The following is a 16,082-nucleotide window of genomic DNA, read 5'->3' on the forward strand; positions in this document are numbered from 1 at the left end:
CGGTGGTGAACCCGGAAGTCGACGGTGGTGAACCCGGATCTCGGCGGTGGTGAACCCGGATCTCGGCGGGGGTGAACCCGGAAGTCGGCGGTGGCTAACCCGGAAGTCGGGCGGACCAGGCGATCGCGTCGGCCACTCCCCCGCGCCACCAGGCGTAGTCGTGGCCGCCGTTGTGGACGCTCACCTCGGTGGTGATCCCGGCCTCGGCCAGACGGGTCGCCAGCGCCCGGTGGGGCGGGTCGAGCACCCACTCCTGGGAGCCGTGGGACAGGAAGACCCGGACCCGGTCCCGGCCCGGGGTGGGCACGGCGAGCAGGTGGGTGAGGTCGTCCTGCCACAGCGAGGCCGAATGCGAGATCACCGTGCCGACGGCGTCGGGGCGGCTCAGCCCGAGCCGGAGCGCGGTCAGGCCGCCGAGGCTCTGGCCCGCGACGGCGACGCCGGTGGGGCCGGGCACGACCCCGCGTCGGGCGCGCACCCAGTCGAGCAGCTCGTCGACGACGTACGACGCCCCCGTGCCGTCCACCGAGAGGTCCGCCCAGCGTGCCTCGCGCCCCCCGGAGTCGACCAGCACGGCCCGCACCGGTGCGAGGCCGTCGGCGATCAGGTTGTCCAGGGTGGTGGGCAGCGACTGGGGTCCGACCCAGACCTCGCCGTCGAGCACGACCAGCAGCGGCAGCGCCGCGTCGGGTGCGGTCCCCGGCGGGTCGTAGAGCCACAGCGTCCGTCCGCCCGGCCCCTCGCCCCGGTCGAGGGTGCCGCGAGCGATGCCGCCACGCTCGATCAGCCACGGCTGCGCCGGGGCGGCGGGGCCCTCGACCACCGACTGCTCCACCCCGGCCCGGTTGCGGCAGGTGAGCGGATTGAGCGGATCGGGGCGACCGCGGTCCAGGGCGGCCCGGATGGCGACCTGGTCGCCGACCACCCACGGCGCGGGCTCCCCACGGCGATGCACCAGGAACGAGTACGAGGCGCGCCAGTCGGCGCCCATCGTGAAGGAGGCATGCCACAGGTCGGTGCCCGGCACGTGGTCGAGCAGGGTCTGGGCCAGCGAGGTCTCGTCGGTGAGCCGGTTGGCGAAGAGCAGCACCTGCTCGGCGTCGCCGTCGGTGTCGCGCCACACGAAGGTGACGGTCATGGTCTGCTCGCCGTCGGCGCCGGGCTCGTGCACCTGGATCAGGGGCGCGACCCGGGCGACGTCGTCCCAGAACCGCTCCAGATCCGCGGGTGCCTCGCCCAGACCCGCGATCAGCGGCGACGCCACCCGCGGCACCGGGCTGGGCCGGGGGCGCTTGGGCGGGCGCCGGCGGGCCGGAGTCTCCGCACCGCCCGCGGGCCTCATCGCGCCTCCGGGATGACCAGCGGCGTCGCCGAGACCGGGTCGGAGATGATCCGGCAGGGCAGGTCGTAGACCTCCTCGATCAGCGCCGCGGTGACGACCTCGTTCGGTGCCCCTTCGGCCACGATCCGGCCCTCGCGCATGACGACCAGGTGGTCGGCGTACCGGAAGGCGAGATGGAGCTCGTGGAGCACCGCGATCACGGTCTTGCCGCCCTCGACCAGGCTGCGGGCCAGGTCGAGCACCTCGAGCTGGTGGCTCATGTCGAGGTACGTGGTGGGCTCGTCGAGCAGCAGCAGCGAGGTCTCCTGGGCCAGCGCCATCGCCAGCCAGACCCGTTGCCGCTGTCCGCCGGAGAGCTCCTCGACGGCCCGGTCGCGCAGCACCGCGACGTCGGCGGCCGCCATCGCCGCCTCGACGGCGGCCTCGTCGGCGGCCGACCACTGCCGGAAGAGGCCCTGGTGCGGGTAGCGTCCGCGCCCCACCAGGTCGGCGACGGTGAGCCCGTCGGGGGCCGTCGGGCTCTGCGGGAGCAGCCCGATCTCGCGGGCCAGCGCCTTCGCCTCGTACGTCGACACGGCCCGCCCGTCCAACGTGACCGCCCCACCGGCAGCGGGCAGCAGCCGCGCCAAGGAGCGCAGCAGGGTGGACTTGCCGCAGGCGTTCGGGCCGACGATGACGGTGAAGACGCCGTCGGGGACCTCCAGGTCGAGGCCGTCGATGATCCGGCGCTGGCCGTAGCCGACGGCGAGCTCGCTGGCGTGCAAGCGGGCGCTGCGTCGGTAGTCCTGGTTCACTTGTTTCTCCTCAGGGCGAGCAGGGCGATCAGGTACACCCCGCCGAGCGCGCCGGTGATGACGCCCACCGCGAGCTCGGTCGGGGCGAAGAGGCGCTGGGCCAGCACGTCGCTGACCAGCACCAGGAGGGCACCGACCAGGCCGGGGCCGATCAGGCCGGGGGTGGACGATCCGGCCAGGCGGCGCGAGATCTGCGGCGCGGCCAGGGCGACGAACGCGATCGGTCCGGTAGCGGCGGTGGCGACGCTGACCAGGGCGACGGCGAGGATCACCGCGGTGGTGCGGATCCGGGTGACCGGCACCCCCGAGGCGCGGGCCACGTCGTCACCGAGGGCGAGCTGGGCCAGCGGCCGGGTCAGGGCCAGGGCGGCCACGGCGAGCACCACGACCGCGCCCAGGGTGAGCAGCGCCCGCGGCCACAGCATCGCGTTGAGGGACCCCGCGAGCCACTGTGCAGCGGTCTGGGCGGCGACCAGGTTGGCCCGCACCACCAGCAGGGTGTTGACGGCCGAGAGCAGCGCTCCGACACCGAGGCCGACCAGGATCAGGCGCTGCCCGGTCATCCCGGTCGCCCGGGTGAGCAGATGCACCGCGAGCGCGGTGGCCAGGCCGCCGATCAGGGCGCCGAGCGCCACCTCGTGGGTGGTCCCGCCGAGCACGATGATCTGGATCAGGGCACCGGTGGCCGCACCGGTGGTGAAGCCGAGGATGTCGGGGCTGCCCAGCGGGTTGCCGGTGATGTTCTGGAAGAGCGACCCGGCGATGCCGAGCGCGGTGCCGACGGTGACCGCCGCGACGATCCGCGGCGCCCGCAGCTCCTGGACGAAGTACGTGCCGAGCGGGTCGTCGCTGCGTCCTACCAGGGCCGACCAGACCTGCGTCGGACTCAGCTCGTAGTCGCCGAGCATCATCGCCGTGGTGGCCACCGCGAGGATCGCGACCAGCAGGACGGCCAGCACGAGGGCGGTACGCCGATGGAAGCGGAAGGACCAGCGACGCTCGGCTCCACGACCGGCCCCACGACCGGCACGGAGGGTGATCTGCGTGCTCACAGCGAGGGCACCTTCCGCCGGGAGACCAGGGCGATGAAGATCGGGGCACCGACCAGGGCGGCGACCACGCCGACCTGGACCTCCTGCGGGGCGAGCACCACCCGGGCCAGGGTGTCGGCGGCGAGCAGCCAGGCAGCGCCGAGGATCACGCTCAGCACGGCGATCCAGCGCTGGTCGTTGCCGATCAGGGCACGGACCAGCAGCGGGACGGCCAGGCCGACGAACCCGATCGGCCCTGCCGCGGCGGTCGCGCCACCGGCGAGCAGGACGGCGGCGATCACGCCGAGGGTGCGCACCCGGGCGACCGGGACGCCCAGCGAGCGGGCGGTGTCATCCCCCAACGAGAGTGCGTTCAGGGCCGGGGCGAGCACCAGTGCGACCACCGCGCCGAGGACGAAGAGCGGGGCGGTCAGGGCGAGCTCGTGCCAGCCGCGTCCCTCCAGGGACCCGGCGATCCAGTAGCGGAACTCGTTGAACGCCTCCTGGTCGGCCAGCACCACGGTCTGTGTGATCGCGGCCAGCGCGGCACTGACGGCGACACCGGCCAGGGCCACCCGGGCGGGGTTGTGCAGGGCGGCACCGGTCCCGGCCAGGAGCAGCACCCCGGCGGCGGCGATCCCCGCCCCGAGCAGCGCGAACCAGAGGTAGAACCCGATCCCGGAGACGCCGGTGAGAGCGACCGCGGCGGTCACGGCCAGGGCCGCACCGGCATTGACCCCGAGGATCCCGGGGTCGGCCAGCGGGTTGCGGGTCAGTGACTGGAGCACCGAGCCCGACAGCGCCAGGGCCGCACCGATGACCGCGCCGATGACGGTGCGGGGCACCCGCAGGCCGTGCAGCACCTCGGAGGCGGTGGAGCCGTCGGGGTGCAGCAGCAGCCGCCAGGTCTCCCCCATCCCGAGCCGGTGGGAGCCGAACGTGAGGCTGGCCAGCACGGCGAGGACGAGGGCGACCAGGGCCAGTGCCAGGACCAGCGGGCGCGAGCGCTCACGCACGACGACGAGAACGCGCGACGAGCACGACCGCGGCGACGAGTCCGGCCAGCAGCCCGGCGCCGCCGACCCACGGGAAGCCTGCCTCCGAGGTGGTGGTCACCCGGGCGGTCGGGGCGCTGTCGTCGGCCAGGGCCGCGTCGACGGCGGCCTCGATCGAGGCCTTCTCCTGCGGCGTCATCGCCGAGGACTCCTCGTCCACGGCACCGCTGCCGGTCGTGGCAGCGGCGCTCGGCGTGGTCGCAGGACTCGGGGTGGCGCTGCTCGTCGCGGTCGCGGCGGGGTCGGTGACGACCAGGGTCTTGCCGGCGGCGAGCGCCGTCGTCCCGGCGTCCGATGTCGTGCCGGTGGTGCCGCCCGTGGACGACGTACCGGAGGAGGAGGCGGCACCGGCGACGATGGTGAAGTCGGAGCCACGGCGGGTGGTGTAGCCCTTCACCCCGAGGTAGTTGCCGGCCGCGTCCTTCATCTCCTTGCTGGCCAGGAAGCGGATCCAGTGCCGGCCCGGCTTGAGGTCGCTGGGCAGCACGAACGAGCCCGCTGCCGAGCCCGAGGACGAGAGCCGCTGCTGGTGCACGACGCAGGCGCCGTGCACGGCCTTGGCCGAGCAGAACTGGCCGTCGTCGAGCTTGAGGTAGACCACCTCACCGGCCGGGAAGCCGCTGACGGTGAAGTGCAGGGTGGAGCCGGCGGTCAGGCTGCGCGGGCTGGCCGAGGCGGAGGTGCCGGCGGTGTTCGCCCCGGCGCCGTCGTCGGGGATGGCGTGCGCGGCCGGTGCGGCCAGCAGGGCCGCCCCGAAGGCGACCATCGCAGCGGTACGTCGACCCGCACGGGTCCAGGAGAGCGAGCGCATCAGGGCGCCACCTTTCGGAGACGGACGACGACGCCGGTGCCGGCCAGGACCACGGCGCCCAGCCCCAGCAGCCAGCCGTCGGCGACGGAGAAGAACGACGAGGCGGTGACCGTCAACGGCGTCGCCGTGGCAGGCACCTCGGCCCCGGTCGAGGCGGCGGGCTCGGTGGAGTCCGGCGTCGCGGCGGTGGCCCCGATCCGTACCGGCGCCCAGCCGATCAGCGCACCGGAGCGGTCCTGGGCGCTGATCCGGAAGACGCCCTCGCCCAGCGAGGCGAGGTCGAGTCGGACCTGGTGGGCCGCATCGGGGGTCACCCAGCCCGCCTGGATCTGGGCACCGGCGCGGAAGACGGTGACGAAGACCGGCGCTCCCGGGGTGGCCTCGGGCAGCGACAGCGTCACCACCGGGCCGGTCACGGCGGCGGTGGCGCCGTGCCGCTCGATCGAGGCCAGGGCCTTGAACGAGGAGGCGGGCAGCGCGGGGACGACCAGGGTCGCGGTCGGCAGCGCGACCACGCTGGCCGTGGTAGCCACCGTCCGGGTCACCACCACCGAGCGCAGGGTGGTGCGGTCCCAGCCCAGCAGCGTGCCGACCGAGCCCTGCTCCCCTGACTGCGCGACCACCCGGACCGATCCCGTCGGGGTGTCCGAGGGCACCCGCACCGTGATGCCGTGGCGGGCGTCGAGCCGGAACCAGCGGTCCGACCACGGATAGCGGGGCGATCCGTCGGCGACGTACACGGAGAGGAAGACCCAGGTGCCGACCGGCTGCGAGGGCAGGCTCACGCGGAGCTTGCCCGTCGGTTTCAGGGCGGCGCTCAGGCCGCCCCGGGTGCCGGCCTTGAGCGCGGAGGGGGCGAGCGGGTCGGGGCTGCCGTTGGGCCGGTAGGTGCCGACCACGAAGTCGGCGTCGAGCGAACGGATCTTGTCGTTGGCCCGCAGCGAGCCGGACAGGAAGCGGAGCGTGTGCGAGCCGTTGGTCAACGCCGGGATCGAGGTCGCGGTGGTGCCGTCGGGCAGCGCGATCGAGGCGGTGAAGCTGCCGGTGGCGTGGTCGGCCTGGATGATCGCCCAGATGGTGCGGTTGCTGTGCACATGTGAGTCGAGGTGGCTGTAGGTGCCGTCGTCGATCTTCACCCCGATCCGCGAGGCGCCGCCGGTCGGGTGGCACCAGCCGGTGCCGCTGACCTGGAGCAGGCCACCGAGCTTCACCGTCGGGGTGAGCACGGTGACGGTGGTCGCCGCGGTGGTGGGCTTGCAGGCCACGTCGGCGCCGTCGTCGGGTGCCACGTAGGCGGTCCCGTCGATGGCGAGCAGGGGGCTCAGCACCGAGCGCTGCACGTCGCCGGTGCCGAACTTGCCGCTGGCCATCCGGACCGAGAGGTACTGCCCGGAGGTGAGACCGGCAGGCAGGTCGAGCTCGACGTCGAAGGAGCCGTCGGCGGCGACCTTGAACTGGTGGGTGGCACTGACGGTGGCCCGGCCCATCGCCCAGATGGTGGCGTCGGACTCCTCCAGTGCCGAGGTGCGCTCGAACTGGGTGGAGTCGCTGGCGTTGAGCTTGACCGCGATCGTCGACGGGGCTCCCGAGGACGTCTTCCAGCCGGTGCCGGCGATGTGGAGGGTGCCGTCGGTGGTCGAGACCGAGCGCTGCACCCAGGCCTTGGCGGTGCCGCTGGTCAGCGCGTAGCCCCAGACCTCCGGGGCGTTGGCCGAGGTGTCGGCGGCGAGGTACTCGAAGGTGCCGGTGGTGGCGTTGCCCGCGTTGTCGGTGGTGTCGAGCGAGCCGACCAGACCGATCACGGTGTGGCCCCCGCCGACGACCTGGACCGGCTTCGAGGTCGCCGCGGTGCCGTCGGGCACGGTGATCTCGGTGCTGAACGAGCCGTCAGCGTCGGCCGCCACGATCGCCCAGACGGTCGGCATCGTGGCCGAGACGGTGGTGTCGGTCCGGCTGACCTGACCCAGGTCGAGCTTGAGGGCGATCTGCTTGGCGCCGCCGCCGGCCTTGTTGCACCAGCCGGTGCCGGTGACGGTGAGCCGGCCGCCCAGCGAGACCGCCTGGGCGCCGACGGCGAGGTGCGGGTTCTGCACGCAGGCGGTGGTGGCCTGGGCGGTGGTGCGGGTGCCGGTCGCGGCGCTGGGGCTGCTGGGGCTCGGGCTGCTGCTGGGGGCGGCGTCGGTGTCCTTGGTCGCGCTGTCCTTGGTCGGACTGTCCTTCGTCGCGGCGCCGGACGAGGTGGCGTCCGTGCTCGGTGAGGCAGCGGCCGTCGGAGCGGCGGTGGTCTCGGTGGCGCTGTCGGCGACGTTCGCGGTGTCGGCGGACGGGCTCGGGCTGGCCGAGGCACTCGCGGTCGGCTGGACCGTCGCAGCGGTGCCCGTCGGTCCGGTCGAGCCGGCCGCCTCGGCGGCGAGCGCCGGACCGCTGACCGCGATCAGCATCATCGTCGCGGCGATCCCGGCGACGACCTGGGTGGGGCGGCGTACGCCGCGGCAGGGGGCGAGGGGGTTCACGACAGCGCCGCCTTCACGTCGTCGACCAGGCCCTGCATCAGGATCGGGCCGCCGGTCGAGGTCCACAACGAGCCGTCGACGGTGATGACGTGGCCGGCAGTGACCGCCTTCAGGGCACTGAACCCGGGCACCGAGCGCGCCTCATTCAGCGCCGCTGCGGCGCCGTCCTTGTCACTGGAGCCACCGGCGTCGGGGTTGCCGTTCGAGGAGCCGCCGAGGGTGCCGAAGAAGAGGTAGTCGGCGTCGATCTGGTCGAGGTTCTCCAACGAGATCGGCTCGGAGTGGCCGCGGCCGCGCTTGTCCTGGCTCTTCGGCCGGGCCAGGACGAGGTCGGTGAGGGCCTGACCGGCGGGCAGCTCCTTGAGGATCACCGAGGCCGAGCCGCCCTGCCAGCGCACGACCGAGAACGTCTTGCCGGCGTAGGTGGCACCGAGGGCCTTGCGGGTCTGGGCCACCTTCGCGTCGTACGTCGCCACCACCTGCGTCGCGGCCGACTTCTTGTTCAGCGCATCGGCCACCAGGGAGAACGTCGCGCGCCAGTCCCCGCCGGCGTACCCGGCGTAGAACGTCGGGGCGATCTTGCGCAGGATCGCGATCGCGTCGGGGTTGTTGTTGATGCTGGTGCCGTCGACCAGGATCAGGTCGGGCTTGGCCTTGGCGATCGCCTCGTAGTTCGGGTTGGCGACGCCGCCGAGGATCGGCAGGTCACCGGCGCGGTCGGCGAGGTAGTGCGGCACGGTGGACTGGCCGCGGCCGGTGATGGTGCCGACCGGCGTGACGCCGAGGGCGAGCGCACCGTCCAGGGTCGGCTCGCTCAGCGCGACCACCCGCTGCGGCTCGGCGGGCACCTGCATCGCGGTGCCCTCGACGTCGGTGACAGTGCGGGTGGCACTGCTCGCCGAAGCCCCCGCACCGCCTCCGGAACCGGCGCCGGAGGCCGATCCGCACGCCGCGCTCAGCGGCGCGACGACGAGAGCGAGGAGGAGCGCCAGAGCGCCCCGGGACCGCAGTGTGGGAGTAGACACGCGAACAACACCCATCCATCGACAACAATATTAGGTGAGGCGACCCTAACAGTTGTCGGATGATTGGGGTGATCCGCGTCAGAGGGTGGGACTCTCCCCCAGGTCATGCTCGGCATGCTCGGCCGCGACCGCGCCGGCCGCGCGGGCGTTGCCGGCGACCAGGGCCGCCAGCAGGGCACCGTGGTCACGCTGACGCTCGCTCGCACTCTCCTGGGAGACGATCGCCCCGGCCGCGAGGCCACTGCGGATCGCCGCCGAGACACCGGCATAGAGCTCGGCCAGCAGGCGGTTGCCCGACAGCTCCACCACCAGGGCATGGAACTGCCCCGGGGTCTTGCCGCGCTCGATCCCGACGGCGTTCTCCAAGTCGGCCCGGTGGGCGACACGCAGCCGCTCCAACCCCTCGTCATCTGCGGCGATGGCGGCCAGCTCGGCCGCCTGGACCTCGAGTGCGCGGCGTACGGCCAAGATGTCGGACCAGGTGTGCGACGCGGCGAAGTCGGCCAGCACGCCGTGCACCGGACTGAGCGAGCGGACGAAGGTCCCCCGCCCCGGAGCGGGCTCGACCAGGCCGAGGTGGGCGAGACTGCGGATGGCCTCGCGGATCGTGCTGCGCCCCACCCCGAACTCGGCGGCCAGGTCGGCCTCGGTCGGGATCCGACTGTTGACCGGCCACCGTCCCGAGGTGATGTCAGCCTGGAGCCGTCCGACTGTCTGCTGCGCGCGATCGCTACCCCAGGCCATGCCCGGGATTCTCCATCGTGAGACCCCTCTCGACACTATTGTCTGACCTAAGTTAGTCTCGCCTTACCTAATGAAGATGAGGCTTGCCTAAGTAAGCCTGAAGAGGAGTGTCATGCGCACCACCACCATGCGACGGGTCGGGCGAACCGCTGCCGGCATGATCGCGGCGTCCCTCGGCCTCACCGCACTGGCCGTCAGCCCGGCGCACGCCGCCGACGCGATCCTGAGCCTCGGCGCCGACTCCGGCGCCACCGCCAGCACCCCCGACATCGCCTACGTCGGCCAGGCGATCCACCTCGAGGGCACCGCCTGGACGAAGTCCGCCGGCGTCGCCGGGTGCGTCGCGGTCAAGCTCGGCAACGGCACCGGTGCCTCGATCGCCAACGCGCTCGCCGTCACCCAGTCGCCCGTGCCCACCAGCACCGGTGCGTGCTCCGGCCTGAGCGCCCCCGACGGCGTCTACGCGATGGTCCCCACCGACGCGAGCGGCGCGTTCAGCGTCGACCTGCCCTTCCCCACCACGGCGAACACCTCCCCGGCGATCACCGAGGGCAGCTGGGCCGCCGGCACGACGCACCACGTCCGCCTCCTCACCGGCTTCGACGGTGCCACGCCGCGCTCGGGCTACGCCGACTTCACCGTCGCCACCCCCGCGACCACCCCGACCCTCTCCGACGTGACGGTCAGCTACAGCGCCTCGGGCCCCTCGGCCGCGCTGAGCGGCTCCGGCTTCCCCGGTGGCTCCACCCTGACCGCGACCCTCGACGGCACGGCCCTGACCTTCTCCGGTCGTGGGCTCACCACCGGACCGACGTACGCCGTCCCGGCGACGGGTGCCATCTCCGGCGTCAACGTCGTCCTGCCGGCCGGCACCCGGGCCGGGGCCCACACCGTCACCATCCACGGCACCGACGCCACCAGTGCCGGGTACGACGTCCCGGTCACCGTCAACGTCACGCCGTCGCTGACCTGGAGTGCCGGGATCAAGCCCGGCGCCAGCGGCACCCTGACGGTGAGCGGCATCGCCACCGGCGCCGTGATCAGCTCGGTCAAGGACGGCTCCGTCGAGATCGCCTCCGCGCTCGGCGCCGCCGATGCCAGCGGCACCGCGACCGGCGCCTACAGCGTCCCGGCCAGCACCACGGCCGGCTTCCGCCCCTTCGTCCTGACCCAGACCAGCCCGAACGCCACGTTCACGGTCAACACCGTGGTCTACCCGAACGAGGTCGTCAGCGGCGCCGCCCGGTTCGCGATCACCTCCGACGCGAACGACCCCGCGCTCTTCCAGGGCCTGTACCAGTCGGCGTACAGCGAGAAGGAGAAGGTCCTCTTCGCCACCTCGGCCAACCGGAGCACCAAGGAGGGGTACCTCTACAAGCTCGACGCCGACACCCTGCAGGTGATCGCCAGCGCCCACGCCAGCACCACCGCGACCGACGTCCCGACCGACGTCGACGGGGTCAAGGCCGCGGCCCAGTTCGGGGTCGGCGTCGACGACGTCAACGGCACCGTGTGGACGACCAGCACCTCCGACACCAGCGTCTCGGTCTACCGCGCCAGCGACCTGAAGCTGCTCAAGCAGTTCCCGACCGGCACCCTGGACCACCCGCGTGACGTCGTCTACGACCCGAAGACGGACCACATCTTCGTCAGCTCGGCCAGCGAGGGCACCTCGGGCAACGGCTACCTGACTGTCTTCGAGGGTGGGGACAACAACAAGAACGGCACCCCGTACGAGGTCGTCAAGAAGCTCAAGACCGGCCCGCGCAGCGCGTTCAACCCGGTCTCGCTCTCGCTCGACAACGGCACCCTGGTCTCCCCCAGCCTCGCCACCGACCAGGTCGCGGTGATCGACACCGCCAAGGCCGTCACCTCGGCCGTGCCCGACGCCGCCGACGCGGTCGACTCCTCGGTCCGCTTCATCGAGATCGGTGACCACAGCAGCGCCGGCAACGGCCGCGGCGCCTCCGGTGCCGCCTACGACGACGAGGACCACCGGATCTTCATCGCCAGCCAGAACGACAACGCCGTCTTCGTGGCCGACTCCCGGACCGGCGAGCTGATCGCCACCGTCCCCACCGGACAGCAGGCGCTCAACGTCACCTACGACAAGGTGCACAAGCTCGCGTACGTCGCCAACCTCGGTGGCACCACGCTGACCGTGCTCGACAAGAACGGCGCCAAGGTCGCCGCTCTGCCGGTCGCCAAGGCGAACCACGTCTCGGTCAACGACGCCGGCACCGTCTTCGCCGTCGACAAGGTCAGCCCGACCAACCACGTCTGGAAGATCGAGCCCCGGATCGAGGCCCTCGGCGGCGTCGACCTGCTCGACCCGACCAAGGCCGGCATCACCGGCGACGAGAAGACCACCCCGCTGGAGGTCACCGCGACGTACGGCCAGCCGATCCACCTGGAGGGCACCAACTTCCGCACCTCCGACGGCACCAGCGGCTCGACGCTGGGCGTGAAGCCGGCCAGCGTCTCGGGCTCCCCCACGATCGCCACGATCGAGGCCGGCACCGACGGCTCCTTCGCCGTCGACGTCCCGTTCCCCGACGGCTGGACCGTCGGCGACACCCAGCACCTGCGGGTGCTGAGCGGCTCGCTCAAGACCGGCGACACCGCCCGGTCCTTCGCGATCAAGGTGACGGTCAAGGCCGCCGGTGCGGTCGCCGTCTCCACCCCGCGGATCTCCGGCTCGGCCACCGTCGGCCAGACCCTGAGCGCCACCGCCTCCTCGACCACGGCCGGCGCGAAGCTCGCCTACCAGTGGAAGCGTGACAACACCGCCATCGCAGGTGCCACCGCGGCGACGTACAAGGTGACCAGCGCCGACGCCGGCCACCAGCTCAGCGTCGCCGTGACCGCGACGGCCACGGGCTACACCACCACGACGACCTCCTCGACCTCGGTCAAGGTCGCCGCCGTGACCAAGCCGCTCACCCCGGCGGAGAAGAAGGTCCAGGCCGCTCAGGCCAAGGTCACCGCCGCTGCCGCCAAGGTGAAGTCGATCACGTCGCAGATCTCCGCAGTGAAGAAGTCCTCGCTGTCGAAGAAGGCCAAGGCCACGAAGGTCAAGGCGCTGAACAAGAAGCTCAGTGCCGCGAAGAAGACCCTGGCGAAGAACAAGACCGCGCTCACCAAGGCCCAGAAGGCGCTGAAGAAGAGCACGAAGAAGTAGTCCCCGCTCCACCCACGACGGCCCCCGCTTCGGCGGGGGCCGTCTGGCATTGCTGGCGACGTCGGCGACGAGCCGCCGCCACCGGCCCTCCGGGTCCGTCAGGGGCTAGGAGGCACCGTGCTGCTGGTGTCGCACCGCCTGGCGATCCTCCCAGCTGGCGAGGAAACGGAGGGCCTCGGCGGCGGGGCTGTCGGGTGCCGCGGTGTAGGTGATGATCACGAGTCCGTCGCCCGGCAGCTCCAGGGCTTCGCCGGTGAGCCGCAGGTCCCCGACGACGGCGTTGCGCAGCGTCTTCGCGGCGGTGCGGTGGAGTCGGACGTCGTGCCTGGCCCACCGGGTGGCGAAGTCCTGGCTACGGGTGGCGAGCTCCCCGACGAGGTCGGTCAGGGACTTGTCGTGCGGGTTGCGTCCGGCCTCGCCCCGCAGCGCTGCGACGGCCCCGTCGGCGACCTCGTCCCACTCGACGAACAAGACAGGGGCGCGCTGGTCGAGGAAGAGGAACCGGGCGAGGTTGATCGGCAGGGAGTCGAACACGTCCCCGTACAACGCGACCGCGGTGTGATTGGCGGCCAGGATGTCGAGTCGGCCGTTGCGGACGTAGGCGGGTCCGTCGATGGTGTCCAGAATCCGCAGCACTCCCTGCCGGACCGCTGAGACCGAGACCCGCCGGGAGCCGCGGACCGGTCCGCCCGAGGCGCGGGCCAGGTCGAACAGATGCTCGCGTTCGGCCTCGTCCAGCCGCAGCGCTCGGGCCAGGGCGTCGAGGACCTGCTCGGAGACGCCGGCGAGGTTCCCACGCTCGAGACGGATGTAGTAGTCGGCGCTGACCCCGGCGAGCAGGGCCACCTCCTCACGGCGCAGCCCCGGGACGCGGCGGGTCGACCCGAAGGTCGGCAGCCCCGCGTCGGACGGAGTGACCTTCGCCCGTCGGGTGGTGAGGAACTCACGCACGTCGTCCTTGATGCTCACCCTGCCACGGTACGAGGCGTCAGGGTCCGATGGGAGGGTCTGCCAGACCCTGTCACAGCAGAGACTCTCACCGCGGGCCGAACGCGGGTTCGATGGTGGACATGGCAACCGTCACCACCACCCCCGCCGCGGCCACCCGGTCGTTCGGTCCTCGCCAGCTCGCCACCCTGGGCGGGGCGATGCTCGGCTTCTTCGTCGTCGCCCTGGATGCCCAGATCGTCAACGTCGCCCTGCCCTCGATCGGGTCGGCCCTGGGCGGCGGGCTGACCTCGTTGCAGTGGGTCGTGACCGGCTACACCCTCACCTTCTCGGCCCTGATCCTGTTCGCCGGCACGCTGTCGGACCGGATCGGTGCCCGGAAGGCGTACGCGGCGGGGATGGTGGTCTTCGCGATCGCGTCGGCCTGCTGCGGTCTGGCGCCGAGCATCCCCACCCTCGTCATCGCCCGCCTGGTCCAGGGCGCCGGTGCCGCACTGGTGACCCCGACCTCCCTGGCCCTCATCCGGGAGGGGTTCGACGACGTCACCCAGCGCACCCGGGCGATCGGTCTGTGGGCCGTCGGTGGCTCCGTCGCGGCCGCTGCCGGTCCCATCGTCGGCGGGGCCCTGACGGCCCTCGACTGGCGGCTCATCTTCTGGGTCAACATCCCCGTCGCGGTGCTCGCACTGGCGTTCGTCTCCCGCACCGCCCCCTCACCGGTCCGCAGGGCGCCGTTCGACCTGATCGGCCAGGTCACCGCCGTCACCGCCCTCGGCGCGTTGAGCTACGTCGTCATCGAAGGCCGCACCCTCGGCTGGACCAGCCCCACCGCCCTCGGACTGGTGGCTCTCGGGCTCGCGGTGGCGGTCGGGTTCGTGGTCGCTCAGGCACGGCGGGCTCACCCGATGGTGCCGCCGGCCATGTTCGCCTCCCGGACTCTGCGCGTCGCACTGGTGATCGCGTTCACCTCGATGGCGGCGTTCTACAGCGTCGTGTTCGTCCAGTCCCTGTACTTCCAGCAGCAGCGCCACGCCACCGCCCTGGTCACCGGCGTGCTGTTCCTGCCCATGACCGGACTGGTCACGGTGATCAGCTCGTCCTCCGCTGCGCTGGTGGCCCGATTCGGGCAGCGGAACCTGATCCTCGCCGGTCTGGTCATCCAGTGCGTCGGCCTGCTCGTGATCGCATCGCTCCCGGCCACCATCACGGTCTGGGGTGTGGCGCTCGCGATGATCCCGGTCGGGGTCGGTGGTGCCCTCACCGTCCCGCCGATCGCGTCCCTGGTCCTGGAGAACGCCCCCGGCGACCTGTCCGGCACCGCCTCGGGCGTGCTGAACACCTCCCGCCAGCTCGGCGGCTCCCTCGGCGTCGCCGCGGTCGGCGCGGTCATCGGTGCCCACCAGGTGTTCATGGACGGGATGCGGGTCGGGCTCATCGCCACCGTCGTCGTCCTGGCCGCCACCGCCGTCCTGTCCACCACGCTTCGCCCGCACCAGAGCTGAACCCGTCTCACACCTCAGGAGTCACCATGCACACCGTCACCCTCAACAACGGCGTCCAGATGCCCGTCATCGGCTTCGGCGTCTACCAGATTCCCGACGCCGACACCCAGGCCGCGGTCGAAGCCGCACTGGCGGCCGGGTACCGACACCTCGACACCGCCGCGTCGTACGGCAACGAAGAGGCCGTCGGTGCGGCCATCAGGGCCTCCGGCATCGACCGCGGCGACCTGTTCATCACCACGAAGCTCTGGATCCAGCACGCTCCCACCGGACGCGTCGAGGACGAGACAGCCACGGCGTTCGACGGCTCGCTGCGCCGTCTCGGGCTGGACTACGTCGACCTGTACCTGATCCACCAGCCGCTGGGTGACTACTACGCGGAGTGGCGCGCCCTGCAGGAGCTCACCCGGGCCGGCGTGGCCCGTGCGATCGGGGTCTCGAACTTCCACCCCGATCGGCTGGTGGACCTGATCCAGCACAACGAGATCACGCCCGCGGTCAACCAGATCGAGACCCACCCCTTCCACCAGCGGGTCTTCGATCAGAGCGTGATGTCCGAGTACGGCGTCCAGATCGAGTCCTGGGGTCCGTTCGCCGAAGGCAGGAACGACCTGTTCACCCACCCGGTCCTCACCGCCGTGGCAGCGGCGCACGGCAGGTCGGTGGCCCAGATCGTGCTTCGCTGGCTGACCCAGCGCGGTGTCGTGGTGATCCCGAAGTCGGTCAAGCCTGAGCGGATGGCGCAGAACCTCGACGTCCTCGACTTCACCCTGACCGCCGAGGAGATGGAGCAGATCGCCGCCCTCGACGGCGGCACCAGCCTCTTCTTCGACCACCGTGACCCGGGGATGGTCACATGGCTCGGCGGGCGTCGCTACCAGTAGCCGTGCGGCGTCAGGATCTCCTCTCCTGTTCGAACGTATGTTCGAGTGATGTGGTAGGGTGGCGGTAGCTCGTCGGTGAGGGTTCCCCGTGATGGTCAGGGGAGAAGCCGACGGGTCAGCCGTGGGGAGTGAACCCACTGCCTGGGGCCGGCGCACGGAGGAGCCACAGACCTGGTCGGGGTCTGTGTGACGTGCTTGCCGCCCGAGGGGGTTCGATGACGCAGACGGTGGAGCGAGTCCATCCGGTCCTGG

General features: G+C 72.1%; 12 protein-coding genes. 3 read left to right on the plus strand and 9 right to left on the minus strand.

From position 1 onward, the window contains the following. Window positions 1-94: 94 nt before the first annotated feature. The 8 genes from Q1V88_RS11765 to Q1V88_RS11800 form a co-directional block, all read right to left on the minus strand. Window positions 95-1,342: an enterochelin esterase domain-containing protein gene (locus tag Q1V88_RS11765; RefSeq protein WP_300681386.1), complete on the minus strand. Its 1,248-nt coding sequence runs from the start codon at window positions 1,340-1,342 to the stop codon at window positions 95-97. Beyond that, window positions 1,339-2,136: an ABC transporter ATP-binding protein gene (locus Q1V88_RS11770; protein WP_300681387.1), complete on the minus strand. Its 798-nt coding sequence runs from the start codon at window positions 2,134-2,136 to the stop codon at window positions 1,339-1,341. Before Q1V88_RS11770 ends, Q1V88_RS11765 begins: the two co-directional genes overlap by 4 nt. Then, entirely contained in the window at window positions 2,133-3,188 is a 1,056-nt protein-coding gene (locus tag Q1V88_RS11775; RefSeq protein ID WP_300681388.1) for an iron chelate uptake ABC transporter family permease subunit, read from the minus strand. The genes Q1V88_RS11770 and Q1V88_RS11775 overlap by 4 nt, the downstream gene beginning before the upstream one ends. Next, entirely contained in the window at window positions 3,185-4,183 is a 999-nt protein-coding gene (locus tag Q1V88_RS11780; RefSeq protein WP_300681389.1) for an iron ABC transporter permease, read from the minus strand. The genes Q1V88_RS11775 and Q1V88_RS11780 overlap by 4 nt, the downstream gene beginning before the upstream one ends. Continuing rightward, window positions 4,176-5,033 (minus strand): hypothetical protein, encoded by an 858-nt coding sequence (locus tag Q1V88_RS11785; protein WP_300681390.1) that lies wholly within the window; start codon window positions 5,031-5,033, stop codon window positions 4,176-4,178. Before Q1V88_RS11785 ends, Q1V88_RS11780 begins: the two co-directional genes overlap by 8 nt. Beyond that, the gene (locus tag Q1V88_RS11790) at window positions 5,033-7,546 is read right to left on the minus strand and encodes a hypothetical protein (protein ID WP_300681391.1); all 2,514 of its coding nucleotides are present in this window, start codon (window positions 7,544-7,546) and stop codon (window positions 5,033-5,035) included. The genes Q1V88_RS11785 and Q1V88_RS11790 overlap by 1 nt, the downstream gene beginning before the upstream one ends. Then, window positions 7,543-8,571, minus strand: coding sequence for an iron-siderophore ABC transporter substrate-binding protein (locus tag Q1V88_RS11795; RefSeq protein ID WP_300681392.1), 1,029 nt, complete (start codon window positions 8,569-8,571; stop codon window positions 7,543-7,545). Before Q1V88_RS11795 ends, Q1V88_RS11790 begins: the two co-directional genes overlap by 4 nt. 78 nt (window positions 8,572-8,649) lie before the next feature. After that, window positions 8,650-9,315: a GntR family transcriptional regulator gene (locus tag Q1V88_RS11800; protein WP_300681393.1), complete on the minus strand. Its 666-nt coding sequence runs from the start codon at window positions 9,313-9,315 to the stop codon at window positions 8,650-8,652. 112 nt (window positions 9,316-9,427) lie between these two features. On the opposite strand from Q1V88_RS11800, the gene Q1V88_RS11805 reads away from it, so the two are divergent. Further along, window positions 9,428-12,496 (plus strand): hypothetical protein, encoded by a 3,069-nt coding sequence (locus Q1V88_RS11805; RefSeq protein WP_300681394.1) that lies wholly within the window; start codon window positions 9,428-9,430, stop codon window positions 12,494-12,496. Window positions 12,497-12,601: 105 nt separating this feature from the next. Here the strand turns inward: Q1V88_RS11805 and Q1V88_RS11810 are convergent, their stop codons facing one another. Then, window positions 12,602-13,465 (minus strand): helix-turn-helix transcriptional regulator, encoded by an 864-nt coding sequence (locus Q1V88_RS11810; RefSeq protein ID WP_300681395.1) that lies wholly within the window; start codon window positions 13,463-13,465, stop codon window positions 12,602-12,604. A gap of 101 nt (window positions 13,466-13,566) precedes the next feature. Here Q1V88_RS11810 and Q1V88_RS11815 point away from each other — a divergent pair, with 101 nt between their 5' ends. Then, window positions 13,567-14,946 carry an MFS transporter gene (locus Q1V88_RS11815; RefSeq protein ID WP_300681396.1) on the plus strand — a complete coding sequence of 460 codons (1,380 nt, stop codon included), beginning with the start codon at window positions 13,567-13,569 and terminating at the stop codon, window positions 14,944-14,946. A 26-nt stretch (window positions 14,947-14,972) separates the two neighbouring features. Continuing rightward, entirely contained in the window at window positions 14,973-15,830 is an 858-nt protein-coding gene (locus Q1V88_RS11820) for an aldo/keto reductase (protein WP_300681397.1), read from the plus strand. Window positions 15,831-16,082 lie beyond the last annotated feature (252 nt).

The organism is Nocardioides sp. (assembly GCF_030150155.1).
In the GTDB taxonomy this organism is placed as follows: Bacteria; Actinomycetota; Actinomycetes; order Propionibacteriales; family Nocardioidaceae; genus Nocardioides.